24 protein-coding genes are annotated in these 25,200 nt (G+C 41.2%); 14 read left to right on the top strand and 10 right to left on the bottom strand.

All coding sequences use genetic code 11. The features are described from left to right. Positions 1-15 precede the first annotated feature (15 nt). From NSQ72_RS13075 to NSQ72_RS13030, 10 genes are all read right to left on the bottom strand, one after another. Positions 16-1,953 carry an ABC transporter permease gene (locus NSQ72_RS13075; protein ID WP_064497823.1) on the bottom strand — a complete coding sequence of 646 codons (1,938 nt, stop codon included), beginning with the start codon at positions 1,951-1,953 and terminating at the stop codon, positions 16-18. Continuing rightward, positions 1,943-2,704: an ABC transporter ATP-binding protein gene (locus tag NSQ72_RS13070; RefSeq protein WP_024426158.1), complete on the bottom strand. Its 762-nt coding sequence runs from the start codon at positions 2,702-2,704 to the stop codon at positions 1,943-1,945. The genes NSQ72_RS13075 and NSQ72_RS13070 overlap by 11 nt, the downstream gene beginning before the upstream one ends. A gap of 105 nt (positions 2,705-2,809) precedes the next feature. Next, positions 2,810-3,814 carry a sensor histidine kinase gene (locus NSQ72_RS13065; RefSeq protein WP_039180619.1) on the bottom strand — a complete coding sequence of 335 codons (1,005 nt, stop codon included), beginning with the start codon at positions 3,812-3,814 and terminating at the stop codon, positions 2,810-2,812. Further along, positions 3,814-4,503 (bottom strand): response regulator transcription factor, encoded by a 690-nt coding sequence (locus NSQ72_RS13060; protein WP_268474251.1) that lies wholly within the window; start codon positions 4,501-4,503, stop codon positions 3,814-3,816. The genes NSQ72_RS13065 and NSQ72_RS13060 overlap by 1 nt, the downstream gene beginning before the upstream one ends. 109 nt (positions 4,504-4,612) lie before the next feature. Further along, complete coding sequence (locus tag NSQ72_RS13055) at positions 4,613-5,533, bottom strand: iron-hydroxamate ABC transporter substrate-binding protein (RefSeq protein WP_341084230.1); 921 nt, start codon at positions 5,531-5,533, stop codon at positions 4,613-4,615. Positions 5,534-5,734: 201 nt separating this feature from the next. Beyond that, positions 5,735-6,334 (bottom strand): response regulator transcription factor, encoded by a 600-nt coding sequence (locus tag NSQ72_RS13050; protein WP_058838277.1) that lies wholly within the window; start codon positions 6,332-6,334, stop codon positions 5,735-5,737. Beyond that, entirely contained in the window at positions 6,331-7,467 is a 1,137-nt protein-coding gene (locus tag NSQ72_RS13045) for a sensor histidine kinase (protein WP_039183258.1), read from the bottom strand. Before NSQ72_RS13045 ends, NSQ72_RS13050 begins: the two co-directional genes overlap by 4 nt. A gap of 110 nt (positions 7,468-7,577) precedes the next feature. Further along, a complete protein-coding gene (locus NSQ72_RS13040) occupies positions 7,578-8,633 on the bottom strand; it encodes a fatty acid desaturase (RefSeq protein ID WP_064497828.1) in 1,056 nt (351 codons plus the stop codon). A gap of 189 nt (positions 8,634-8,822) precedes the next feature. Further along, a complete protein-coding gene (locus tag NSQ72_RS13035; RefSeq protein ID WP_341084228.1) occupies positions 8,823-10,265 on the bottom strand; it encodes a DEAD/DEAH box helicase in 1,443 nt (480 codons plus the stop codon). Positions 10,266-10,383: 118 nt separating this feature from the next. After that, on the bottom strand, positions 10,384-11,187 hold the full coding sequence (locus NSQ72_RS13030) for an NAD kinase (RefSeq protein ID WP_024424814.1): 804 nt from the start codon (positions 11,185-11,187) through the stop codon (positions 10,384-10,386). A 446-nt stretch (positions 11,188-11,633) separates the two neighbouring features. Between NSQ72_RS13030 and sppA the strand changes: the two genes are divergently transcribed. The 14 genes from sppA to NSQ72_RS12960 all read left to right on the top strand — a co-directional run bounded on the left by sppA (position 11,634) and on the right by NSQ72_RS12960 (position 25,191). Further along, on the top strand, positions 11,634-12,635 hold the full coding sequence (sppA, locus tag NSQ72_RS13025) for a signal peptide peptidase SppA (protein WP_059374781.1): 1,002 nt from the start codon (positions 11,634-11,636) through the stop codon (positions 12,633-12,635). A gap of 14 nt (positions 12,636-12,649) precedes the next feature. Next, entirely contained in the window at positions 12,650-13,174 is a 525-nt protein-coding gene (locus NSQ72_RS13020; protein WP_041086612.1) for an RDD family protein, read from the top strand. 99 nt (positions 13,175-13,273) lie between these two features. After that, entirely contained in the window at positions 13,274-13,981 is a 708-nt protein-coding gene (locus NSQ72_RS13015) for a DUF2953 domain-containing protein (protein ID WP_144464228.1), read from the top strand. Between the two features lie 14 nt (positions 13,982-13,995). Then, on the top strand, positions 13,996-14,448 hold the full coding sequence (gene ytfJ, locus NSQ72_RS13010; RefSeq protein ID WP_024424811.1) for a GerW family sporulation protein: 453 nt from the start codon (positions 13,996-13,998) through the stop codon (positions 14,446-14,448). Between the two features lie 112 nt (positions 14,449-14,560). Then, a complete protein-coding gene (gene tpx, locus NSQ72_RS13005; protein ID WP_144464226.1) occupies positions 14,561-15,061 on the top strand; it encodes a thiol peroxidase in 501 nt (166 codons plus the stop codon). A gap of 88 nt (positions 15,062-15,149) precedes the next feature. Then, complete coding sequence (locus NSQ72_RS13000; protein WP_144464224.1) at positions 15,150-16,124, top strand: class I SAM-dependent methyltransferase; 975 nt, start codon at positions 15,150-15,152, stop codon at positions 16,122-16,124. A gap of 229 nt (positions 16,125-16,353) precedes the next feature. Beyond that, complete coding sequence (locus NSQ72_RS12995; protein WP_039180594.1) at positions 16,354-17,538, top strand: acetate kinase; 1,185 nt, start codon at positions 16,354-16,356, stop codon at positions 17,536-17,538. A gap of 284 nt (positions 17,539-17,822) precedes the next feature. Next, entirely contained in the window at positions 17,823-18,338 is a 516-nt protein-coding gene (locus NSQ72_RS12990; protein WP_039180591.1) for a MogA/MoaB family molybdenum cofactor biosynthesis protein, read from the top strand. 173 nt (positions 18,339-18,511) lie between these two features. After that, positions 18,512-19,723, top strand: coding sequence for an argininosuccinate synthase (locus NSQ72_RS12985; RefSeq protein ID WP_024424806.1), 1,212 nt, complete (start codon positions 18,512-18,514; stop codon positions 19,721-19,723). Continuing rightward, positions 19,720-21,093, top strand: a complete 1,374-nt coding sequence (gene argH / locus NSQ72_RS12980) for an argininosuccinate lyase (RefSeq protein WP_341084224.1) — start codon at positions 19,720-19,722, stop codon at positions 21,091-21,093. The genes NSQ72_RS12985 and argH overlap by 4 nt, the downstream gene beginning before the upstream one ends. Positions 21,094-21,214: 121 nt before the next feature. Then, a complete protein-coding gene (locus NSQ72_RS12975) occupies positions 21,215-22,117 on the top strand; it encodes an aminoglycoside phosphotransferase family protein (protein WP_341084222.1) in 903 nt (300 codons plus the stop codon). Between the two features lie 99 nt (positions 22,118-22,216). Next, positions 22,217-22,972, top strand: a complete 756-nt coding sequence (locus NSQ72_RS12970; RefSeq protein WP_224929123.1) for an SDR family oxidoreductase — start codon at positions 22,217-22,219, stop codon at positions 22,970-22,972. A 65-nt stretch (positions 22,973-23,037) separates the two neighbouring features. Continuing rightward, complete coding sequence (locus tag NSQ72_RS12965) at positions 23,038-23,721, top strand: metal-dependent hydrolase (RefSeq protein ID WP_039180583.1); 684 nt, start codon at positions 23,038-23,040, stop codon at positions 23,719-23,721. 147 nt (positions 23,722-23,868) lie between these two features. Beyond that, the gene (locus tag NSQ72_RS12960) at positions 23,869-25,191 is read left to right on the top strand and encodes a CBS domain-containing protein (RefSeq protein ID WP_039180580.1); all 1,323 of its coding nucleotides are present in this window, start codon (positions 23,869-23,871) and stop codon (positions 25,189-25,191) included. Positions 25,192-25,200 lie beyond the last annotated feature (9 nt).

The following is a 25,200-nucleotide window of genomic DNA, read 5'->3' as shown; positions in this document are numbered from 1 at the left end:
CCTATGGGGAATTGATTACAAGGAATCCTTAATGACCTTTTTATAATATTGGACAGATAGGAATCCGAAGATAGAATAGAGGACAGTGTAAATCGACATAACGATGAGCATTGGAGTCCACAATTCTCCGCCGAATAAAAACCAGCCTGATTGTACAGCAAAGTAGCTGTGCAGCAATCCGACGATGAGCGGAATCCCAAAGTTAAACAGCTGTTTAAGCCGGATGCCTTTTAATAGGTCCTTCTCAGTAAAACCAAGCTTACGCAAGATCGTATAGGAGCTTTGTTCCTCTTCACTTTCATTCATTTGTTTAAAGTATAAAATACAGCCAGATGTGACAAGGAAGCTAAGGCCTAAAAACCCGACCACAAACATCATCAGTCCTATTGTTTGTTTTTGCTGCTGAGCTGAAGCTAATTGAGACATGCTGTTGTCACTTAGTTTTAAAGATGTAAACACGCTATTTGCTTGTTCAAGATTTTTATCATCTTTTATATTGACTGAGATATATTGGCTATTTTCAAGCTGTAGCTTTGGATCTTTTTGTTGATCGAGCTGCTCAAAAACATCTTGACTCACGACGGCAACAGGTAGACCGCCAAAAGTGAAGTTGTAAGAAATGAGATAATCTTTCTTCATATCTATGACTTTCAAATCAAGCGGTTTCTTAATGAGAAGCTTCACATCGCCTGAGCTTTGAATCGGCATGATTTTCTTTAATAGATCACTGTAGCCGCTTAAAATAACTTCGTTGTTCTCCACATGAAAATTTGGTGCATTTTTCTCACTGATCACAGGCAGTGTCAATACGCCTGGATCATTCTTCATATTTTTCACCTCTGAATCCACTATTTTTTTCGCATCAAATTTCGCTTGAATCACTTTGAACTGCTTTTGATCATAAGCAATATGTTTGTCAGAAAGTGCACGAGTGAAGGTTGCTGCTTCTTTTTCTGAGCCCATGGCGAAATGAGCTGGAATCATCTGCTCAGCGGTTTTTTCTGCTGAGTAATAGGAAATGTAGCTAAGAGCCAGCAAACCGATGGCAAGTGCAGATACGGTTGTAATAATCGTTAAAAGCAGTGCATTTGATTTTAGCCGGAACATAATGGATGACAGAGATAATACTTCATGAATGGCGAGATAGCCATTTTTTCTTTTACGTACAATATTGGCAATGAAAGAAACAGAGCCTTTGTAAAAAAGAAAGGTACCGATGATAACAGAGGCTAGAATATAAATCATGGCTAAAAGTAACTCAAACATGGACGTATATGAGCCGGTAAAAAGCTTAGAAGAAATATAATAGCCTGAGCTGATCAAGACAATACCGAACACTCCAATGATGATTTCAAACACAGAGATCTTTTTCACACGCTGTTCTGTCGAAGACGTTGTTCTAAACAAAGATAAAATCGTTTGTTTATTAATAAAACGTCTATTTCTCAGCATAATCAATCCATAGATAATAAAAAAGACAATGAGTGTTTGCAGAAGGGCCATGCCCGAAAAATGCAGATTGGCGATGGCATTAACACCAGTCACTTTAAATAACACCATCAGCATCAGCTTTGAACCGATAAAGCCTGCAATGATGCCGATAGTCATGGCTGTCACGTATAGAATAAAGTTCTCTGCATTGAGCAGTCTGGAAATTTTTTGTTTCGTCATACCAATGAGCTGCAGGAGACCTATTTCTTTTCCTCTGCGCTTAATAAAAATGCTATTCGCATATAGCAGGAAAATACCGACGATGGCTATAAGCAGAACCGAAGCGGCTTTAATCGAAGCACCGCCTTTAATGGAGCCTTTTACATCATCAAGTGCTGGTGAGTATTGCAAGGTGACAAAGGAAAAATAGAGCGCCACACTAAACACGAGAGCAAACACATATAAATAGTAATTCTTCAAATTTTTCTTCAGGTTACGAAAGATGAGCTGATTAATGTTCATGCTTCACACCGCCTAAGACACCTTGCGTTTTCATAATATCCTCGAAAAACATTTTTCTTTCTAAAGCGCCTTTATTCAACTGTGTATAAATCTGTCCATCCTTGATAAAAATGACGCGGCTTGAATAGCTGGCTGCGACAGGATCATGTGTCACCATCACAATGGTCGCTTTTCGTTTGCGATTGAAATCTTGCAGTTTGTTGAGCAGGTCAGATGCCGATTTGGAATCAAGTGCCCCTGTAGGTTCATCAGCGAAAATAAGACTTGGTTCATGAATGAAGGCACGAACCGCCGATGTCCGCTGCTTTTGTCCGCCAGAGAGTTCGTTCGGGTATTTGTCTCTTAGTTCATAAATCCCCATGTCTTCTGCAAGCTGTTGAAAACGTTCAAAAGCTTCTTTTTTTGGCGTTTTGGAGATGGATAAAGGCAAAAGGATGTTTTCTTTGACTGTGAGTGTATCAAGTAAATTATAATCTTGAAAAACAAAGCCAAGCTGCTTTTTTCTAAATTCCGCAAGCTGCTGATCCTTCATTTGCGTCATCTCAGCATCTGCAATACGAATGGATCCGCTGGACACATGATCGATAGACGACAATACGTTCAGAAGGGTTGTTTTCCCCGAGCCTGATGGCCCCATGATACTGACAAATTCCCCGGCTTCAATGGTTAAATCAATACCACTCAGCACCTCTTGTTTGTTGAATTTATTTCCGTAGCTTTTATAAATTTTACGAGCTTCTAAAATGTTCATTTGCTGAACCCCTTTTTCTTTTAATTGATAACTCTAGTATAAAAAGAAGCCTGCCAGACGTCCTTCGATTTGGCGAACAAAACAGACGAGCATGTGACATTGTTGTCACATGCTCGCAATATGAACAAAATCATTCTTTTTCGGAAAGGTGAAGGTGAAGGTTGTACCTTGATCTATCGTGGAGTTGACCTCGATTGTGATATGAAGAGCGTCTGCTCCTTTTTTCGTTAAATAGAGCCCCATTCCTGTTGAGGCGGTGTCATTGTGATGTCTTGTCGAGGTAAAGCCTTTTTCAAAAATACGAGAGATGTCTCTTGAATCAATTCCTCTGCCTTGATCTGTGATCGTCAGCATGACTTGGTCATTTATTTGCTTGCTTTCAATGACAATATCAGATGAATGGCTGTATTTGACTGCATTTGTGAGTACCTGTCTGATCATAAAGGATAACCATTTTATATCACTTAATACGGTCCGTTCCTCCAGCGCCAGCTCAAAGCCGATTCCTTTTTGCATGCACCATGATTGGAGCGCTTTGATTTCCTTTGCGATGATGCTTTGCAGGTCCAGCTTTTCAATGAATAAATCATTTTCGATATGACGTACTCTGCTTTGGTGCAGCTGGGCATCAAGTAATAAATGTATTCTGAGCCACTCGTATGTCATATTGAATTTCAGCTGCTGATCTGTTAAGCGGTCAATCATTAAGCGCATCGCTGTAAGGGGGGTTTTGACCTCATGTATCCAAGAGAGCAATTCATCTTTTTCTTCTTCGAGAGCGATTTTCTGCTCTGCTGCCATTCGCCGGTAGCGTGCAATTTGCTCTGACGTCGCATCATGTATGAGCTGCTCAAATGGGGAAGAGGGGGTTAGCCGCATTTGATGTTCAATGTCATCATCCCATTCTTTCAACCTCTCATAATAAGCCGTTTCTTTTCGGTATCGAAAAAAGAGAAATACAATCATGAGAAACGTAGACAATAGCACAATATAGAAAAGAGAAGCGATGGGAATGGTCGTATCCAAATAAGCAACAAATAGAATGAGGAGCTGCAAACTAAGAAAGAAAAGAATCCAGCTTCTTCGTTCTTTTAAAAATGCTTGCAGCATCATTGATCATCCTTTTCTTTTGCAAGATAGCCTTGACCCACTTTTGTCTCAATGAAGGCGCCAAGGGAGATCTCGTCTAGTTTTTTTCTGAGCCGGTTGACGTTTACAGTCAGTGTATTGTCACTGACAAACCGTTCATCCTCCCACAATGCTTGAATGAGTGATTCCCGGCTGACGATATGATTTTTATGCTGAATCAATTCCTTGAGAATAAATAACTCATTTTTTGTTAATTCAACCTCACCGTGATTATTTGTTACGGTGTTTTTTTCTAGGTCAATGGCAGCGCCGCACCACACCTTTAGGCTGGCCGGTTCTGCATTATAATCATGCACGCGGCGAAGAACAGCATTAATTTTGGCAATGAGCACGTCAAAGTGGAAGGGCTTTTGCACAAAATCATCGGCTCCGAGCTGCATCGACATGACCATATCAGCAGGGTGGTCTCTTGAGGAGAGGAAAATAATTGGAACATTTGAATGATGCCGAATCATCCGGCACCAGTGAAAGCCATCGTATTTTGGCAGCTGTATATCAATAATGACGAGATCAGGCTGGACAGATGTGAATTCCTGCAGCACCTGATGAAAATCTTGAATCCCATAAACATCATAGGACCAGTTGACTAGACGTTCTTTGATTTCTTGGAAGAGGGTTGTATCATCTTCAATTAGTAAAATCTTAAACAAAATCAGCACCACACTTTTTGTATTCGCTTGTTGTCATTGTAGCGGAAAAAGGACCATGCCGCTAGAAGTAGACAAGAAAAAAGCAAGGGAAGAGATCCCTTGCTTCAGCTTATTTACCTAAAAAGTGCTTTTTAAAGAATGAGAGTTGGTATTCAAGTGTGATCGGGTCATTAAAATAGAATTCTTCTGCATTGGCCTCATACACACGATGTTTTTTGACAGCTGGGATGGACTTGTAAATTTTACTGTTTTGATAGGAATTGTCCATTTCGCTGTTTTTACTAATGATCATATAATCTCCAGCAAATTCAGGAATGACCTCCTGTGAAACTGCATAGTAGCCGGCTTTTAATGCTTTTTCTTTCACTTTCTCAGGCATTTTCAGTTTCATTTCCTGGTAGAGGATTTCTGTTCCGCGGCCCCATGCATCTCCAAAGACGTAGAGCTCTTTTGTGCCACTTTCAAAGACAGAAACTGTTGCATCTTTACCGATTTTTGCTTTGATTTCTTTTCCAGCTTCATCTGCACGTTTTTTGAAATCTTTTACCCAAGCTTTGGCTTCTTTTTCTTTGTTTAATACTTTTCCAATTTCAATGTGCTGCTGAAGGTAATCGACTTTGTTATACGTAAACAAAACGGTTGGTGCGATTTTTTTGAGTTTTTCTACATTTTTAGTATTGCTTAAGCCAATGATGACATCAGGCTTTAGCTTCATAATTTTCTCTACATTAGCATCCGATACTTCTTCCGCATTTTTTAATTCTTTTTGGAAGCGCGGATTCTTTTTTGACCAAGAGTCAACGCCAACGATGTTCACACCAAGTGACATGACACTACCTGCGTAAGAACCTAGAACAACAACACGTTTTGGATGCGCTGGCAGCTTCACAGGGCCATTTTCAGATTGATATGTAATTTTGTCTGATGATGTTGATTGATTTCCTTTATTTGAGGAAGAGCTGCTGCTATTGCCACATGCGCTCAATGCAAGTACAAAGATGAGCATCAGAGGGAACAATATTTTCTTCATGAATGTAGACTCCTTTGAAATCGGCACATAGCCGTATATTTGGTTGAATTAGTGATAATGATAATTATTATCACTCGGATATCATATCATAGGACTGTGGGCTGTTGTCAATGACATTTTGATAGCTGGTGATAAAAAATAAAGAAGAGATTTTTTATCAAAAAAAAAAGATCAAGGCAGCGTGTGTCCTGATCTTTTTTCTTATTTAAACCAGCCTTTTTCTTTTGAGCGGGTAATGGCCTCGATGCGGTTTTTCACTTCGAGCTTATCTAATATAATGGAAATGTAGTTACGAACAGTGCCGCTTTTAATACTGAGTTCTTTTGCAATTTCTTTTGTGTTTTTACCGTCTGCGACGAGTTCAAGGACCGATTTCTCTCGCTCCGTTAAAGGATTTTCATCACTATATAAGTCTTCCATTAATTCAGGGGCATACACCTTTTTCCCTTTCATCACACTGCGAATCGCACTTGCGAGTTCCTCGCTGGGGCTGTCTTTCAGCATATAGCCGCTGACGCCAGCTTTTAACGCTCTTTGGAAATAACCAGAGCGGGCAAAGGTTGTCAAAATGATGATTTTCACATCTGATCCTTTGAGCTCTTCCGCTGCATCAAGTCCGGATTTTCCCGGCATTTCAATATCCATTAAGCAAATATCAACAGCGTGTTTTTTGGCAAAATCGATGGCATCTTGACCATTCGTACCCTTTCCAACAACCGTCATATCGTCTTCTAAATCGAGAAGTGAACCGAGTGCACCAAGCAGCATTTGCTGATCTTCTGCGATAAAGATGTTGATCATTTCATCCCCTCCTTTTCTTTTGCTGCTGAATCATTTGGAATGATCATAATGAGCTTTGTCCCGTCCTTTGTCTCAATACGCAGGCGGCCATTTGCAAATTCCAATCTTTCTCTTATTCCTAAAAGGCCGTGTCCTTTCGTTTGAGAGGATGGATAGTCGCCTTTAAATGTTCCGTCATCCTCAACGGTGATGATCGCTTCCTTTGATTTTTGGTGAATGGTGATTTTACAAACCGTCGCGCCACTATGTTTGACGACATTCGTCACCGCCTCTTTGATGCACATACTCACAATGTTTTCGTTCAGAAGTGAGATATGTTTCGGTGCTTCCTTTTCATCATAGACCAATTCAATTCCGGCTGCTTCGAGAATTTGCTCGATGTTCGACATTTCATCTTTAATTCGGATGCCTTTCATAGAGGAAACAATCTTTCGCACCTCATTGAGAGACGTTCTGGCAGTCTGCTGGACGCTTTTGAGTTCGGCCCGAGCCTGTTCAGGGTCTTTATACACGAGTTTACGGGCAAGATCACTTTTTAAACCGATCAAAGAAAGCTTTTGTCCAAGGGTGTCATGCAGGTCGCGTGCAATGCGCTGCCTTTCTTCAAGTTTCACAAGATCAGCAATCCGTTCATTGGCATATTCTAATTTCTCCTCAAGCCGTTCACGTTCCTTCCTGCTTCGAATGCTTAGGGGAAGAAGGATGGCACTAATCAGTGTGATGACGACAAAAGGAATTTGTGTGAGAAACCAGCCTTTTTTTAAGATCAAACTAAAGTTCACTGCCACGGCGGCGCTCGCCAGATGGATATAGTACAAGATATAAAAGGGGACTTTTCGTTTGATATGTCCGTTAAAATAGGCGATGCAAAAAGCGAAATAAATATAGCTGTAGAGCATCACATAACCAGTTGAAATACCGATCAATAAAAGACCGAAGACATATAAAGACCAGCCTTTTGCGACAAACGCAAAACGATACACAGCGAAAAAGACGACGTTCAAAATAATGCCGATCACAATGCCTAAAGTCGAAGGTGTCTTAAAGATAAAATAGAAGGGCAGGATGAAAAAAATGGCCCATATATAAGGGGAAATCCCATGCAATTTTTGAATTTTAAACTGTTTTTTCATCCGTGTGCCACCTTTTTCATTCTTTTTCCTTACTTTATCAAATTCAACATGCGGCTGCATCCTGTAAATGATAACAAGCTCCTTCTAGTGTAAGAAAGAGCTTGAACCAATTATGCATTTTTCTTTAGAATGTCTCCTTTAATGACAGGTGCGGGTATCTTCTTAGATTGCCGTGCTTCTTTAAAGGTAACGAATGCTTTCGTTTCTTCATCCCAAAGTCTAAATTTCATTGACTCGATACTTGTTTTTAAAGTGATGGTTGGAACATTTTGAAGCGGCTCACTATGATCATGTGCATGCTCCAAGTGATAATTCGGTACCCTCGGACTTAAATGATGGACATGGTGATAACCGATATTGCCTGTTAACCACTGAAGTAGTTTTGGCAATTTGTAAAAAGAACTGCCTTCTACAGCTGCCTGCACATAGTTCCAATGTTCATCTGCTTCAAAGTAAGAGTCCTCAAACGTATGCTGTACATAAAACAACCATACACCGATAGATCCTGAGATTAGGAAGATCGGACCTTGAACAAGCAGGAATTCCTGCCAGCCAAAAAGAAGACATGTTGCGGCTGCTAACGCAATGATGCTCACGTTTGTGAAATACGTGTTCCAACGCTCTTTTTTACGAGCATTTTTGACGTTGAAACGGTTTTTTAAGAGAAAGACAAAGATCGGTCCTAAAATAAACATCACAAACGGGTTACGATAAAATCTGTAGCGAAATTTCGTCCATGCTGATGCTTCTTGATATTCTTTGACTGTTAGGAGCCAAATGTCGCCAGTACCTCGTTTGTCTAAATTACTGCTTGTGGCATGGTGAATTGAATGATCTCGTTGCCATTGAAGATAAGGGAAAAGGGTGAGTACGCCCGTTAAAAAACCGAACAGGTGATTTAGCGGCTTCTGTTTAAAAAAGGATTGATGGCAGCAGTCGTGAAAAATAATAAAGACACGTACTAAAAATCCAGCTGCAATAACCGCAAAGAAGAGGGTTAAAAGGTAGGAGATATTCAGGCTATAATAAGCAAGAAACCAAAGCCCTAAAAATGGAATGAATGTATTAAAGAGTTGAATGATACTTTTTTTCGAATCAGCACCAGAGAATTGACCCACTTGTTTTCTTAAAGTGGCTTGCTGCTTTGTGTTTGTTGAAGTCGTCATGAACGTTCAAGTCCTTTCCGTTTCTTTCTACTTCAAAGTATAGAAGGGAAGGTGTCATGCTCATAGTAGCACCCATCATGTATTCAATATGACATTTGTCATGTTTGTCATCAAAAAGGCTGATGGGATCAACGTTTGTGCGCTTATTACATCATCAATAAAAAAATAAAGGCGCTGGGCCTTTACTTTTTATGAACGTGCTTCATGTACTTTTAACTGCTTGCCTTTAATGGTTGTGTGACGCATGGCATTCAGCACAAGAGGGCCTTTGCCGTTTAAAATATCTACATATGTTTTCGTGTCTTGAATCGTAATAATCCCAATGTCATCGAATGCAACGCCTTCTATTTTGGCAATAGTCCCAACAAAATCAACAGCTCGCAGCTTCTTTTTCTTTCCACCGTTAAAATAAAGCTTCATAATATCCTTCTCAACGCCTGCCTGTTTATTTTCCTTTTGAATAGGCGTTTCAATTTTCTCTTCAAATCTTTCTACATGCTTTTCTGCTTCTTCCTTCGTTGGATAAGGCTGAGTTTGAAAATCTATGCCGGCATCCTGCTTTAATTCATCAATAAGCGGCTTAGCATTCTTTGTCATAAACGCAATCGTTTTTCCGCTTTTTCCCGCTCTGCCTGTTCTACCAGTTCGGTGAATATAGCGCTCTTTTTCATAAGGAAGATCATAATGAATGACATGTGTCATATCACTGACATCAATTCCCCGGGCTGCTATATCTGTTGCGATCAGATAACGGAATTCACCTTTTTTAAATTCATCCATCACATCAAAGCGGTCTTCCTGTCTCATGCCGCCATGAATTTTGTCACAAGGCACATCCCATTCATCCAGCTTCATCGTGAGTTCATTCACCCGGTCCTGTGTATTACAGAAAATAATGCAGCTATCTGGATTTTCAATGACGATCGTCCGCTGAAGAAGGGAGAATTTCGATTCCTCTTCTGTTTCAATTACGGTATGGGTGATTTGCTGTACAGACGTTTCTTCACGTGCGATCTCAATGATTTTCGGTGATTGTAAAAATTGTTCGCTCAATTTCTTCATATCTTCAGACATTGTCGCTGAAAATAGCATCGACATGCGCTTTGGCGGCAGATACTGAATAATAGAAGAAACCTGATCGATGAATCCCATGTTCAGCATTTCATCCGCTTCATCTAACACGAAAAATTTGAGATTTTCTAAAGAAAGGGTGCCTTTCTCAAGGTGATCCAAAATGCGGCCTGGTGTCCCGCACACAATATGGTTTTTCTGTGAAAGCTCTACTTTCTGCGCTTGAAAAGAGGCTTTTCCAAAAATGGCTGCGGCTTTGATTCGTTTGAATCGTCCAAGGCTTGTGAGGTCTTGTTTGACCTGCATGGCGAGTTCTCGTGTCGGAACGAGGATAAGGGCTTGAGGCTTATTTTCAGCCCAATCAACCATTTCACAAATCGGCAGACCATATGCTGCAGTCTTGCCACTGCCAGTCTGAGATTTGACGATTAAATCCTGCTTTGAAAAAGCAACAGATAATGTCTCGTGCTGAACGGGTGTAGGTGTATGGAAGTGAAGCGCTTCTAGCGCTTGTTTCAATTCATCACTTAATGGATATTGATCAAAATGTTGTAATGTCATCGTGTTCTCCTTTTCGTACAATCATACTTGTGACATCATACCATAACCATGACCGTGAATGAAAAGACATAAAAAAAAGCCCCATAAAGGAGCTTTAAACCCTCAATAATCTGAAAGATTAAAGGAATCTTCGTTTTACTTTTTCCCAGTAAGAGTTGTCTTTTAATTTCACCGTTTTAATCACTTTTCCTGAAAGTCCAATGTCAATTTGTTTGACGTGTTTTGTACCGAGCGCTTCGTTATCAAGCCCGATAATTGGATGATCGTTTCCATCCTGCACCACCTTCAGCGTCAGCTTACGGTCACTGCTTAAAATGAAAGGAGCGCCTAATGTACGGTACGAGTTGTTATTCAGAGATGCAAGCTCTGTGACTTGCATACATGGAAGCATCGGATCAACCACGGCGCCGCTCACGGATTTATTGTAAGCCGTTGAACCAGTCGGAGTGGAAATAATCATGCCGTCGCCTCTAAAAGTTTCAAAATGGAAATCATCTATATACACATCGATCACAAATGTTTTAATAATGCTGGAGCGGATCGACAGTTCATTTAAGCAATGGAACTGATTTGTACTGTCAACGCTTACATCGATAATCGGATATTTTCTCACTTCAAGCTGTTCAGTGTTCATGGCATCAATCATTTTATCAAAATGCTCTAACGAGAAATCACAGTATAGATGCGTATTCTCTGATTTTGATACCCCTACATACAAGCAGTCATCCCGGAAGTTCGTTTTGCGGACTGCTTGAAGAAATGTGCCATCCCCGCCAATTGAAGCAATAATATGGGCATCCTCTGCACGCTTGACGACGTGAAAGCCTTGATCGGTAGCGAGCTTCTCGAGAGAAGAAATGTGTCCATCCAATTCATGATCTTTTTTGTAAAAGAAAAATACATTGCGTCGATTGTCTGTCATTGACGTTCTCCCCTTTGCTGTCAAAAATAATTTCCAATAATAAAGGGCTTACATGAAAACCCTTGCTCACATTTTACACTTTTTTCATATGAAAGTAAAAACATTAGAAAGAACCATCTGATGATCATATTTGCATGATGAGAAATGAGTCGATGTGAGTGATTCGAAATGGCTGAATCCTGAGCATAATTGAATAGCCGTTTTCTCATGGAAGAATGGTTTAGGTGTTTCGTTGCGGTGAAGATCTAGCCTATTAGGTTCAGGGAGAGGATAAAAAAGCCAATTTTTCGTCATGCGCTTATCTACGTAGACGATGTAAAGTTGATCGTTATTTAAGAGAGGTGCTATCATATGCCTACATGAAATGTAAAAAAACCACAATTCCTGTGAAACATTTCATGTGGGCATTCGTATGAATGAAGTGAGACAAAAAGGAGGAGAAAAAGATGAATGCGAAAAGATGGGTAGCGCTAATTATTGCACTTGGTGTTTTCGGATTTTCAATTGTGATTAGTGTCACGATGGCCTTGTTCGATAGCTTCAATGACAATAAAATGAGCTATCAATTCGGGGATGAAATAGAAGAGAAGGTACTAGAGAATGGCAGCGGTGCAGGCAAGATTGCTGTTCTTGAGATTAATGGAACCATTCAAGATAATGGCGGCGCATCGAGCCTACTAGGCGGAGAAGGGTATGATCATCGTGCATTCCTCAAGGAACTAGATAAAGCGAAAGAGGATGCTTCGGTAAAAGGCGTACTGCTGCGCGTTAACTCTCCTGGTGGCGGTGTCTATGAAAGTGCTGAAATACATAAAAAATTAGAAGAAGTGAAAAAAGCGAAGAAGCCGATTTACGTATCTATGGGCTCAATGGCAGCTTCTGGCGGCTACTACGTGTCAACTCCAGCGAAGAAAATCTTTGCTTCACCTGAAACATTAACAGGATCACTAGGTGTTATTATGCAGAGCTTGAATTATTCAAAGCTGGCAGATAATTTGGGGATTAAATATGAAACAATTAAGAGCGGGAAGTTCAAAGACATCATGTCTCCTAACCGTGATATGACAAAAGATGAGCGTAATATCATGCAAAGCATGGTCGATAACTCTTACGAAGGATTTGTCAAAGTGATCTCTGAAGGACGAGGCATGTCAAAAAAGGAAGTCAAGAAAATTGCTGACGGCCGAGTATATGACGGGACACAGGCAAAATCGAACGGATTAGTCGATGAGCTTGGGTATTATGAAGATGCATTAAAAGCGATGAAGAAAAATGAAAAAGGCTTAAAAGGAGCAACAGTGGTCAGCTATTCTCAAAGCTTTGGCTGGAACTCACTCTTTAACATGAGTGCAAGCAAGCTCTTTAAAAGCGAAATCGATTTTCTGAATTTAAAAGAAACACTGGCTGGCTCAAATGGGTCTAAACCGATGTATCTCTATTCAAAATAAAGGAGGGATCATAGATGGATTCTACATTCGATGAAGTAAGCGAAAGCCGCAGCCAAGAGGAAGAATCGAAGCCGGCCTTTGTGAAGCGCGCTTCAATTGAAGCACAGGCGTTTGCAGGTTTTTGGATTAGATTTTGGGCGTTTATTCTTGATTGGCTCGTCGTCTGGGGTGTCAACCATTTGACGGTTTCTCCAATCTTTAGTCTGTTTGGCTGGTCCAAAGGAGGGGGATGGTTTTCTCCATTTTCCGTCACAACGACAATTGTATTTCTCCTTTATTTCGCCATCATGACGAAAATCTTTCAGCAAACACTTGGCAAGATGGTGTTTGGGATTAAAGTGGTCTCACTTCAGCCTGAGAAGAAGCTGGCATGGGATGTTATTTTCTTTAGAGAGATTGTGGGGCGTTACATTAATACGATCTTTGTTCTCTATGCTATCGTTGGGTTCTCGCCGAAAAAGCAAGGGGTTCATGATTACTTTGCTGATACGGTGGTTGTCCATGAACATTTATATGAAAAAACAGAATCAAACGTATAATCAGAGGAGTTTGGCCGCGTACCGGTCAAACTCTTTTTTTGTTGATTGGGTATAAAATCCAGAATGAGAGCCATAATCGTAGGGGAAGCATCATTTGTTATGGAGGAAGTGAGCACAGTGCTTTACGTTTGGATCGCCGCGTTGTTGTTTCTTGTGATCTTATTGATTTTCATGAAAGTAACCATTTCGCTGGACTATTCGCATACAAACGACAATGACCATATTGCACTGAAGGTCATCACCTTATATGGATTGGTCAGACTCAAAAAAGAGATTCCGATGGTGAGGGTCAATCCAGAAGACCAAACGATTGATATTCGTGAAAAGAAAATGGAGAGCGCCAAAACCCCTGATCACGAAAAAGAATCGATGCATAAAAAAGTAGGAAAACGTGATATGAAGCAAATTCTTCATCAAATGGAACGCATCACAAAAGAGATTGTCGATTTAAACCGGATCATGCGCAAGTTCTTCATTCACATAAGGGTTGTCTCATTTCACTGGTCGACATGGATCGGCTTTCATGACGCCGCTTTAACAGGTGTAGCAGCCGGCGGTGTGTGGTCAGTTAAAGGAGCGCTGCTTGCCTTTATGCAGGAGCATCTCACCTTTAAGCATAAACCAGTATATGAAGTCATTCCGGCCTTTCAGCACAACGTATCACAGACTCAGTTTACATGTATAGCTTTTTTTCGTATTGGACATGCTATGCTTGCAGCCATTCGTTTACTTGTCCATTGGTTAAAAGGGAGAAAGGCGAGAAAAAGTGCCTCTCTTCAAGCAACGAAGAATGAATCATCTGTTTAAGGAGGAACCCGAAAATGGCAGATCATCCAATCCAAGGTCTCATGAAGACAGCGATGGAAAACTTAAAAGAAATGATAGATGTGAATACAATCATCGGCGATCCAGTCGAAACCCCTGACGGCAGTGTCATTCTCACTGTGTCAAAAGTTGGTTTTGGATTTGCAGCCGGCGGCAGTGAATTTAACGGGAACCAAAAGAAGGAAAAGCGTTCTGATGATCAAGAACGAAAAGAACCGAGACTCCCATTTGGCGGCGGAAGCGGCGGCGGGGTGTCGATTACACCAATTGCCTTCTTAATTGTAGGAACAAACGGAGTTCGAATGCTTCATTTGGATGAACACACACATCTGCTCGATAAAATATTGGATTCTGCTCCTCAAGCAATTGAACGTCTTCAGCACATGTTTAAGAAGGATGAGCGGGAGCACCGTCATAAAGAACGAAAACTAGATGACATAGACCTTTAAAAAGTTAGCTGCGCTGCAGTTAACTTTTTTTTCAAAATGGACGATTAGGCTTTGCAGTTTTTTGCTTTCTCTACTATGATAGAACCATACATTTGAAAAGGGAGGAATTGTTTTGGCATCGATCACATTTAAAGGAAGTCCTGTCACGCTTGTAGGAAATGAAGTAAAAGTAGGCGAGCAGGCTCCTGATTTTACGGTTTTAACGAACTCACTTGGAGAAGTTTCACTTTCTGATTTAGCAGGAAAAGTGACGATCATCTCAGTGATTCCTTCTATTGATACAGGTGTGTGTGACGCACAAACAAGACGTTTCAATGAAGAGGCAGCGGGTTTAGGTCCGGTCAATATTTATACGATTAGTGCAGACCTTCCATTTGCACAAGCACGCTGGTGCGGAGCAAACGGAATTGAAAATGTCGAAACATTATCTGATCACAGAGATATGTCATTTGGTGAAGCATTCGGAGTGTATATGAAAGAATTGCGTTTATTGGCGCGCGCAGTCTTCGTATTAGACCCTAACGGAAAAGTGGTTTACACTGAATACGTAAGTGAAGCAACGAATCACCCAAATTATGAAAAAGCCATTGAAGTTGCAAAATCACTGTTATAAAAGCAGCATCGACAAGAGCTCCGGCTTCAACCTGGGGCTCTTTTCAATGAGAACATATAGCTTTTAACAAAGCGAGGAGAGAAAAGCATTGCAGAAAGATCAAGTAAGTACTATTTTTGAACTGCTCGATACAGCTTCTATTCGATTGAAAAAGGAACAGAGCATTTCCTATATTGAGGCATTGGCAGAAGCAGGAGAAGCCTTTTTCCAAGCAAATGATCGAAACGGTTTATTAAAGGATTTAATAGAGAAAGCAGATTTTGCTTCTTATGATCATGAGCAGATTCGTAAAGCGTTTCAGCTCGCCGTATTGAAAGGTCAAAAGGATATTTCTCATCCAAATCGCCAGATGACGCCAGATACGATTGGACTGTTTGTCAGCTATTTGGTGAATAAATTTTTAGAAGGTCAAAAAGAGCTTGCTGTCTTTGATCCAGCAGCGGGAACAGGAAACTTACTTCTTGCGGTTTTAAACAATCTCACTGCAGAAACAAAGCGCGGCTTTGCGTCTGAAATTGATGATGTGCTCATTAAAATTGCTTGGGCCCAGGCGAATTTAGAGGAGAAGGAAGTCGAGCTTTTCCACCAGGACAGTCTTGAACCGCTTCTAATCTCACCGGCAGATGTCACTGTATGCAGCCTGCCAGTCGGCTATTATCCAAATGATGAGCGTGCAGCAGACTTTGAATTGCAGGCAAAAGAAGGACATGCCTTTGCCCATTATTTATTCATTGAACAAAGCCTCCGCTACACAAAAGAAGGCGGCTTCTTATTCTTCATCATTCCAAACGACTTGTTTGAAGGAAAAGAGAGCGTACAATTAAAGGATTTCATCAAAGATCATGCGTATATGAATGCGTTAATTCAGCTGCCAGTGTCCATGTTTAAGGATAAAAAACACGCCAAAAGCTTATTTGTGATGCAAAAGAAAAAAGAAGGGCTGGAAGCACCAAAACGAATGCTGTTTGCCAATCTTCCATCTTTCTCACAAAAGGAAGCAATGGTCGGTGTGATGAGAAAACTAGACCAGTGGTTTATAGAAGAAAAAGAAACGAAAAAATAGCCAGAGTTAATTCTGGCTATTTTACTATTCAGAAAATAATGACTTATTGATGTAAGCGATAACAGTTTGAAGGTGCACTTGAAATGCAAAGTTTTCAATGTTTAAATGAAAAAGTCAGATATTTTTCGGACTTATCGTTAAACTATAAAAGACCCGTCAAACAGGTTGAATATAGCACCGGAAAAAACGTGAAACCTTATATAACAACTGAGTAAAAGGAGCGACAGTAATGTCCAAAATTATTGCAATCAACGCAGGAAGCTCATCTCTTAAATTCCAATTGTTCGACATGCCAGAAGAAACCGTTTTAACAAAAGGTCTTGTTGAAAGAATCGGAATGGACAACAGTATCTTCACGATTTCTGTAGATGGAGAAAAGAAAACAGAAGTGACAGATATTCCAGATCACGCAGTAGCGGTCAAAATGCTGCTTGAAAAACTAACTGAATTTCACATCATCAAAGACTTTAATGAAATTGATGGCGTAGGACACCGTGTTGTTCACGGCGGAGAGAAATTCAGCGATTCTGTACTTTTAACTGATGAAGTGATTAACGACATTGATCAGCTTTCAGAGCTTGCACCACTTCACAACCCTGCAAACGTTGTAGGAATCAAAGCATTCAAACAAATTCTGCCTGACGTACCAGCGATTGCTGTGTTCGATACAGCGTTCCACCAAACTATGCCAGAGCAGTCTTATCTATACAGCCTTCCGTACGACTACTACAAAAACTTTGGTATTCGTAAATACGGATTCCACGGGACAAGCCACAAGTTCGTTACAGAGCGTGCAGCAGAGCTATTAGGCCGTCCACTAGAAGAGCTTCGTTTGATTTCTTGCCACCTTGGAAATGGTGCGAGTATCGCAGCAGTTGAAGGCGGAAAATCAATCGATACATCTATGGGCTTTACACCACTTGCTGGTGTTGCAATGGGTACACGTTCAGGTAACATTGACCCTGCTCTTATTCCATTCATTATGGAAAAAACAGGACATACTGCTGAAGAAGTGCTTTCTACTTTGAATAAGAAGAGTGGTCTTTTAGGTGTGTCTGGTCTGTCAAGTGACCTTCGTGATATTGAAGAAGCAACAGAAGAAGGAAACGACCGTGCAGAAGTTGCTCTTGATATTTTTGCGAGCCGTATTCATAAATACATCGGCTCTTATGCAGCAAGAATGAATGGCGTAGATGCGATCATCTTCACAGCTGGAATCGGTGAAAACAGTTCAGAAGTAAGAGCACGTGTACTTCGTGGTCTAGAATTCATGGGCGTTTACTGGGATCCTTCCCTAAACAACATGAGAGGCGAAGAAGCATTCATCAGCTACCCGCACTCTCCTGTAAAAGTGATCGTCATCCCAACAAACGAAGAAGTAATGATTGCAAGAGACGTTATGCGTTTAGCGTAATCAAGTTTGAAAAGCTCAGCGTGTAGACAAATCCTCGCATTCGTTGTCAGGTCTGCGCTTCGGTGCTCACGAATGTCAAATTCGCTCCGCTCCGGTGCTCGTCCTTCCTAGACTGCAAAGGTTTTCTATCACGCTGAAAAGAAGACAAAGGGCTAAAATCAAAATCATTTTAGCCCTTTGTCAACAATCTGAGCTCTTTTCCAATAAGGAAAAGAGCTTTTTTCTGTTAAAAGCTGCATGCTATAATGTTGTCCAATATGAAGTAAAAGGGAGCGTTGCGGAAAATGAGCGTGACAGAACATAAACGAGAGGCGAAAGAAAGGCTTTATGTGAAGGTCATTACGGTCAGTGATACAAGAACGAAGGAAACAGATAAAAGCGGGCGCCTGATGATTGATTTGCTCAAAGAACAGGGACATCTTGTTCTTGCATACGATATTGTAAAAGATGATATTGGATCGATTCAAGACGCTGTGCTGGAAGGAACAAGCGAACCGAAAATAGATGCCGTCTTGTTAAATGGCGGAACAGGAATTGCTGCAAGGGATGTGACCATTGAAGCGATTACCCCTCTTTTTTCCAAGGAGCTGCCTGGCTTTGGTGAAATCTTCCGCATGCTCAGCTATACAGAAGACATAGGTTCAGCTGCTATCTTGTCCCGGGCAGCGGCAGGGGTCGTCAATCAAAAGGCTGTCTTTGCCACGCCGGGATCTACCGGAGCCGTTCGTTTAGCCATGACAAAACTCGTGATTCCAGAGCTTCCTCACGTCTTACGAGAGCTTGAAAAAGATCAAAAATAGCCCAAAATGACTCTGCCAAGAAAATTTGGCAGAGTTTTTTTCATAAAGGGGTTGAAAAAACAATTTTTCCTTGTTACAGTGTATACATACTAAATGCATGTTTATAAATTAAAACTTATTTTTATGCAAAAAACATTCACAGAATCAAAACAAGCGAGAGGAGCTTTTCAATCATGTCACAAAATAAAAAAGTTGTATTAGCATATTCCGGAGGTCTTGATACCTCTGTTGCAGTTAAATGGTTACAAGAGCAAGGATACGAAGTTGTTGCTTGCTGCCTTGACGTAGGTGAAGGAAAAGACTTGGCATTCGTTCAACAAAAAGCGCTTCAAGTCGGAGCGGTTCAATCATACATGATTGACGCAAAAGAAGAATTTGCTGAAGAGTTTGCACTCACTGCATTACAAGCACACACAATGTATGAAGGAAAATACCCACTAGTATCTGCACTATCCCGTCCGCTTATTGCAAAAAAATTAGTGGAAGTAGCAGAAAAAGAAAATGCAGTAGCTGTTGCTCATGGATGTACTGGAAAAGGGAACGACCAAGTTCGTTTTGAAGTATCCATTAAAGCATTGAATCCAGATCTAGAAGTTCTTGCGCCAGTGCGTGAATGGAAATGGTCTCGTGATGAGGAAATCGATTATGCACAAAAACATGGTATTCCAATTCCGATTAACTTAGACAGCCCATATTCAATCGACCAAAACCTTTGGGGCAGAAGTAACGAATGTGGCATTTTAGAAGATCCTTGGGCTGCGCCGCCAGAAGGTGCATATGATCTGACAAATCCACTTGAAAAAACACCTGACACACCAGAAATCATTGAAATCACGTTTGAAAAAGGAAAACCGACAGCGATTGACGGTATCCAGTATTCATTATCTGATCTTATCCTTCATTTAAATGAAGTCGCTGGTCAGCATGGTGTTGGCAGAATCGATCACGTTGAAAACCGTCTTGTTGGGATCAAATCTCGTGAAGTGTACGAGTGCCCAGGCGCAGTCACACTTCTTAAAGCACATAAAGAGCTTGAAGACTTAACGCTTGTTAAAGAAGTCGCACACTTTAAACCAATCGTGGAACAAAAAATGGCTGAATTAATATACAACGGCTTATGGTTCTCACCGCTTAAAGAAGCACTAGATGCGTTCTTACAAGAAACACAGCAAAACGTAACAGGTGTTGTACGTGTGAAACTATTTAAAGGTCATGCCATTGTAGAAGGACGTAAATCACCATATTCACTTTATGATGAAAATCTCGCAACTTATACAAAAGCAGATGAATTTGATCATGATGCAGCTGTAGGATTTATTAACCTTTGGGGCTTACCGACAAAAGTAAACAGCATCGTGAATAAAAAGGAGCAGGTTAAAGCATGAAAAAGCTTTGGGGAGGCCGATTTCAAAAAACACCAGAAAAATGGGTCGATGAGTTTGGCGCGTCCATTCATTTCGACAAACAATTAGTGAAAGAAGATCTGACCGGCTCCCTTGCTCATGCAAGTATGCTGAATAAATGCGGTATCCTCGGTGATGAGGAGGCCGCTGCCATCAAAGACGGACTAAATACGCTCATGAAAAAGGCAGAGGAGGATGAACTGGAATTCTCAGTAGATTATGAGGACATTCATTTAAACCTTGAAAAAATGCTCATTGATGAGATTGGTCCGCTTGGCGGCAAATTGCACACAGCGAGAAGCCGGAATGATCAGGTCGCAACCGATATGCACCTATATTTGAATAACCAAGTCGAGCATATCATTGAACTGATCTCTTCCTTTCAAACGGTGCTTGTAGAGAAGGCAGAACAGCACGTTGAAACGATTTTCCCAGGATATACGCACCTGCAGCGTGCACAGCCTATTTCGTTTGCCCATCATATGCTCGCCTATTTTTGGATGCTTGAGCGTGACAAAGCGCGCTTTCAAGATTCATTGAAGCGAATTAACGTATCTCCGCTTGGATGCGGAGCGTTAGCAGGAACGACATTCCCGATTGATCGTGAATATACTGCAGAGCAGCTTGGCTTTGATCACATTTACGAAAACAGCCTTGATGGTGTGAGTGATCGGGACTTCATTTTAGAGTTTTTGTCTAATAGCAGTCTTGTGATGATGCACCTCTCACGTTTTTGTGAAGAAATCATTTTATGGTGCTCGCAAGAATTCAAATTCATTGAACTCGATGATACGTATGCAACAGGCAGCAGCATGATGCCGCAGAAGAAAAACCCCGATATGGCTGAATTAATCCGCGGGAAAACAGGCCGTGTGTATGGCAACCTGATGGGGCTTCTCACGATTATGAAAGGCTTGCCGCTTACGTATAACAAAGATCTGCAAGAAGATAAAGAAGGCATGTTTGATACAGTGAAAACCATCACTGGCAGCCTGCAAATCTTCACAGGTATGATTCAAACGATGTCAGTCAACGAAGATGTCATGAAAAAGGCAACAAAAGAAGATTTCTCAAATGCGACAGAAGTGGCAGACTACCTTGCGAAAAAAGGCATGCCATTCCGTGAAGCGCACGAAATCGTTGGCAAGCTTGTGTATACATGTATTCAAAAAGGCATCTACTTAAGTGATCTTCCTTTTGAAACTTTTACAGAAGCAAGCGATCTTTTTGAACAAGACATTTACACTGTTCTTGATCCGTATGTGGCGGTTGAAAAAAGAACAAGTGCAGGTGGAACTGGATTCAAACAAATCCAGCTCGCTTTAGAAAAAGCAAAAGCCTGTCTGGCATAACACGCAAAAAACCATTCGTATGATACGGATGGTTTTTTTGTCATGGAAAAAGGAGTTTGATGACCATTGGAGAAAATGAAAGCATACTAGCGTCAAGCAGAAAAGGGAGTGACAGCAGATCATGAAGAAAACGCTTGAGGCTTTGTTTCATCAACCGATCGTATCAGTGAATACGTTAGGAGAACAATATGACGGACGGGCCAATGATGTTTGGCTGATCTCCTTACAAGATAAAACGGAGTATGTGATCAAATCTCCTAAAACTGTAAGAGAAGAAAGTGAATTTGTGACTGGGATCAATATGATCTATGGAGTAGATGCTCATACTACACAAAAGTATATCGATCAAATTAATCAAAAACTGTCTCATACGAATTCCTTTCAGATTCCAGAAGTTGTTCGTAAAGTGAAGAAGGCAGGGAGACATTTTTATGTAATGGAGAAAGTAGAAGGAACACCTTTCACATCTTTCGATGGACGTTCATCAAACTTTTATAAGGATTATGGGAGGAAACTAGCACATCTTCATTCATATCGAACTGACTTTTTTGGTGCAGTATACGGAGCTGAAAAGAAAAATTTGAGAGAATTTCATGCGGTGTTAAAAAAGGCTGTACCCAAACTCATAGAGCGTTATTACGCAGATCAGCCTGAATTTCACTGTTATGCAGAAATTGTGCTGCAAAAGATTGAAAAGCTGAAGCCTCCTGATTCAGCCAGTCTCATTTTAATTGATTTAGATCCGTCTCAATATATTGAAAAAGATGATCAAGTAACGAGTTTAGTTGATACAGAATATGTCGTATATGGACCAGCTGCGTTTGATTTTATTGCATTGGAATACCTTTTGACGAAAGAAGCTGCCCGCGATGTCCAATTGGGGTATGAAGAGATTTGTCCGCTTCCTCGCGGGCTTCAAGAGGTGAGAGAATGCTATCGTTTTGTTTCGCTGCTTCTCGATATCCATGGCTCATGGGATCTGAAAAAGTGGATGAATCACCCTATACTGTTTTACTCCTATTGATAAAGGGTTCATAAGTGCGCCAGATGCCGGTTTATAGTAAAGTAAAAGATAAGATAAGAAACACGTGAACTTGCAACCTTTGCTTTAGGAGGAGATTGTGTGCGACACGCATTAATAACAGCGGGTTCTAAAGGACTTGGCCGGAAAGTCACCGAGTCTTTACTGAATATGGGGTATTCTGTGACAGTGAATTATCGAAGTGATGATGAAGCTGTCCGGCAGATGAGAGAAGAATTACAGCAGTACGAAGATAAGCTTCAATTTGTCCAAGGTGATGTGACAAAAAAAGAAGATCTAAAAAACATGGTAGAGCTGGCAATAGAGCGATTTGGGCGGATTGATGCCTTGATTAATAATGCTGGTCCCTATATTTTTGAACGAAAAAAACTGGCGGATTACTCTGAAGATGAATGGTATCAAATGATGGAAGGCAACTTATCAGCAGTATTCCATTTGTTCCGAATGGTCATCCCAATGATGAGAAAACAAGGCTTTGGCCGCATTATCACTTATGGCTTTCAAGGTGCAGACCATGCGCCAGGCTGGATGCACAGATCAGCCTTTGGAGCGGCAAAAGTGGGCCTTGCGTCATTGACGAAAACCATTGCGATTGAAGAAGCCGAAAACGGCATCACCGCCAATATGGTTTGTCCAGGCAAAATCGTTGGAGACATGAAAGAATCGACAATAGAGGAAGCCCGCCAAATCAAAGACGAAGAAACGCCAATAGGCAGGTCTGGTACTGGAGAGGATATAGGACGTATCATCTCATTTCTATGTGATGACCGTTCAGACCTCATTACAGGCACCGTCATTGAAGCAACAGGTGGTCTTAACGTCATTCACAGGCATTAAGTTTTTCAGCTTTTTATAGAGGGAATAAATGATATGAGATCAAAATTGAAAGGTGGATATACTACATGAAAGCTACATATCATGGACATTCAGTCGTACACATTGAAACAAACGGATACCATATTTGGATTGATCCATTTTTAAATGGAAATAAGCACACGGATATCAATCCGCAAGATGTGAAAGCAGATGTCATTTTACTGACACATGGACATGGAGATCACATCGGTGACACCATTGAAATCGCTAAAAACAATGATGCACTTGTTGTCGCGCCTTTCGAGCTTGCCACATATTTAAGCTGGCAAGGGGTGAAAACGCACCCGCTTTCTATTGGAGGCAGCCGTGAGTTTGAATTTGGTAAAGTGAAGCTCACGCAAGCGTTCCATGGTTCTGCTGTCATTGATGAAGAGGCACAGACAATTACGTATACAGGGATGCCATCAGGTATTTTATTTACCGCAGAGGGCAAAACAATTTATCATGCTGGAGACACTGCACTCTTTTCAGATATGAAACTGATTGGTGAGCTGAATCATATTGAGCTCGCATTCCTTCCAATTGGCGATAACTTCACGATGGGGCCGGAGGATGCAAGAATTGCAGCAGAATGGCTGCGGGCAAAACAGGTCGTTCCGATTCACTACAGCACATTCCCGCCAATTGAACAGGATCCGCATGCATTTGCAGACAGCCTGCATGGCGGCGTCGGTCATGTGTTAAACAGCGGGGAATCAATCGAGATTTAATCCCCATATGAAAGAAGCTGGCACACAAATGCCGGCTTTTTTGTTTACCTTCATCTGCTGAAAGAAAAGACAAATTGCTATTAAAAGCCTCCTGCCCTTATAATGAAACATAGATGAAAACGCTGAAAACAAAAAGGGTGAACGGGATTGGCGACAAAGCATGAGCAAATTTTATCGTATATTGATTCTTTAGATGTCGGAGAGAAAATTTCTGTCCGGCGCATAGCGAAAGAAATGAAAGTGAGTGAAGGTACCGCTTATCGGGCCATCAAAGATGCTGAAAATAAAGGATTCGTCAGTACCATTGAACGAGTCGGGACCATTCGAATTGAACAGAAGAAAAAAGAAAATATTGAAAAACTGACATATGCAGAAGTGGTTAATGTCATTGATGGACAGGTGCTTGGAGGACGAGCAGGCTTACATAAAACGTTAAATAAATTTGTCATCGGAGCGATGGAGCTGGATGCGATGATGCGCTATACGGCAGCTGGCAACTTGCTGATCGTCGGAAACCGGATCAATGCCCATAAGCAGGCATTAGAGGCAGGGGCGGCTGTGCTGGTCACCGGCGGATTCTCAACAGATGATGAAATCATTCAGCTCGCAGATGAGCTAGAGCTGCCAATCTTATCAACAAGCTACGATACATTTACCGTAGCGGCTCTCATTAACAGAGCCATTTATGACCAATTAATTAAAAAAGAGATTGTGCTTGTAGAAGATATTTTAACGCCGATTGAACGCACTGTGTATTTATCACCAGAGGATAAGCTTGAAAAATGGTATGAAAAGAATTATGAAACTGGCCACGGCCGTTTCCCGGTCGCAGATGATCAAATGAAGATTCACGGCATCCTCACCTCAAAGGATATTGCGGGGCATGACCGCTCCACACCGATTGAAAAGGTGATGACGAAAAATCCGCTGACGGTCATTGGCAAAACATCTGTCGCCTCAGCTGCCCAAATGATGGTGTGGGAAGGCATTGAGGTGCTGCCAGTTGTGGATGATCATGCGAAGCTGATCGGGATGATCAGCCGTCAGGATGTGCTCAAGGCACTCCAAATGATTCAAAAGCAGCCGCAGGTCGGAGAAAAGCTGGATGATGTTGTCTCAAGAGGGTTTAAAGAAACTGATACAGAAAAACCAAAAGCAGATGCGGTTTATCAATATGAGGTCACCCCGCAAATGACGAACCAGCTTGGAAACATTTCATATGGGGTGTTCACACAAATTTTAATCGAATCAGCCAACCGCTTCTTAAAATCTCATAAAAAGGGCGAGCTGATCGTTGAGAGTCTTTCTGTCTACTTCTTAAAACCAGTTCAAATGGAATCCACAATCCAGATCAAGCCGAATATTTTAGAAGTAGGGCGCAAGTTTGGAAAGCTGGAAGTCGAGGTTTATCACCAATCGAATATCGTAGGTAAAGCGATGCTGATGGTGCAGCTGATGGAGAGGGGATAATGATAAAAA

It is taken from the genome of Bacillus sp. FSL R5-0659 (assembly GCF_038008785.1).
Taxonomy (GTDB): Bacteria; Bacillota; Bacilli; order Bacillales; family Bacillaceae; genus Bacillus; species Bacillus safensis.
Note: the sequence above shows the minus strand (reverse complement) of the source record. Positions and strands in the feature narration are given on the sequence as shown.

What these genes read in the sequence shown, in the direction of transcription:
- NSQ72_RS13070 (WP_024426158.1), bottom strand. Translation starts at nt 2,704, where the DNA reads ATGAACATTTTAGAAGCTCGTAAAATTTATAAAAGCTACGGAAATAAA.
- NSQ72_RS13015 (WP_144464228.1), top strand. Translation starts at nt 13,274, where the DNA reads ATGGAGGAAGTGAGCACAGTGCTTTACGTTTGGATCGCCGCGTTGTTG.
- NSQ72_RS13075 (WP_064497823.1), bottom strand. Translation starts at nt 1,953, where the DNA reads ATGAACATTAATCAGCTCATCTTTCGTAACCTGAAGAAAAATTTGAAG.
- NSQ72_RS12975 (WP_341084222.1), top strand. Translation starts at nt 21,215, where the DNA reads ATGAAGAAAACGCTTGAGGCTTTGTTTCATCAACCGATCGTATCAGTG.
- sppA (WP_059374781.1), top strand. Translation starts at nt 11,634, where the DNA reads ATGAATGCGAAAAGATGGGTAGCGCTAATTATTGCACTTGGTGTTTTC.
- NSQ72_RS12985 (WP_024424806.1), top strand. Translation starts at nt 18,512, where the DNA reads ATGTCACAAAATAAAAAAGTTGTATTAGCATATTCCGGAGGTCTTGAT.
- argH (WP_341084224.1), top strand. Translation starts at nt 19,720, where the DNA reads ATGAAAAAGCTTTGGGGAGGCCGATTTCAAAAAACACCAGAAAAATGG.
- NSQ72_RS13030 (WP_024424814.1), bottom strand. Translation starts at nt 11,187, where the DNA reads ATGACAGACAATCGACGCAATGTATTTTTCTTTTACAAAAAAGATCAT.
- NSQ72_RS12965 (WP_039180583.1), top strand. Translation starts at nt 23,038, where the DNA reads ATGAAAGCTACATATCATGGACATTCAGTCGTACACATTGAAACAAAC.
- NSQ72_RS13020 (WP_041086612.1), top strand. Translation starts at nt 12,650, where the DNA reads ATGGATTCTACATTCGATGAAGTAAGCGAAAGCCGCAGCCAAGAGGAA.
- NSQ72_RS13040 (WP_064497828.1), bottom strand. Translation starts at nt 8,633, where the DNA reads ATGACGACTTCAACAAACACAAAGCAGCAAGCCACTTTAAGAAAACAA.
- NSQ72_RS13035 (WP_341084228.1), bottom strand. Translation starts at nt 10,265, where the DNA reads ATGACATTACAACATTTTGATCAATATCCATTAAGTGATGAATTGAAA.
- NSQ72_RS12990 (WP_039180591.1), top strand. Translation starts at nt 17,823, where the DNA reads ATGAGCGTGACAGAACATAAACGAGAGGCGAAAGAAAGGCTTTATGTG.
- NSQ72_RS13050 (WP_058838277.1), bottom strand. Translation starts at nt 6,334, where the DNA reads ATGATCAACATCTTTATCGCAGAAGATCAGCAAATGCTGCTTGGTGCA.
- NSQ72_RS12995 (WP_039180594.1), top strand. Translation starts at nt 16,354, where the DNA reads ATGTCCAAAATTATTGCAATCAACGCAGGAAGCTCATCTCTTAAATTC.
- NSQ72_RS13045 (WP_039183258.1), bottom strand. Translation starts at nt 7,467, where the DNA reads ATGAAAAAACAGTTTAAAATTCAAAAATTGCATGGGATTTCCCCTTAT.
- ytfJ (WP_024424811.1), top strand. Translation starts at nt 13,996, where the DNA reads ATGGCAGATCATCCAATCCAAGGTCTCATGAAGACAGCGATGGAAAAC.
- NSQ72_RS13055 (WP_341084230.1), bottom strand. Translation starts at nt 5,533, where the DNA reads ATGAAGAAAATATTGTTCCCTCTGATGCTCATCTTTGTACTTGCATTG.
- NSQ72_RS13065 (WP_039180619.1), bottom strand. Translation starts at nt 3,814, where the DNA reads ATGCTGCAAGCATTTTTAAAAGAACGAAGAAGCTGGATTCTTTTCTTT.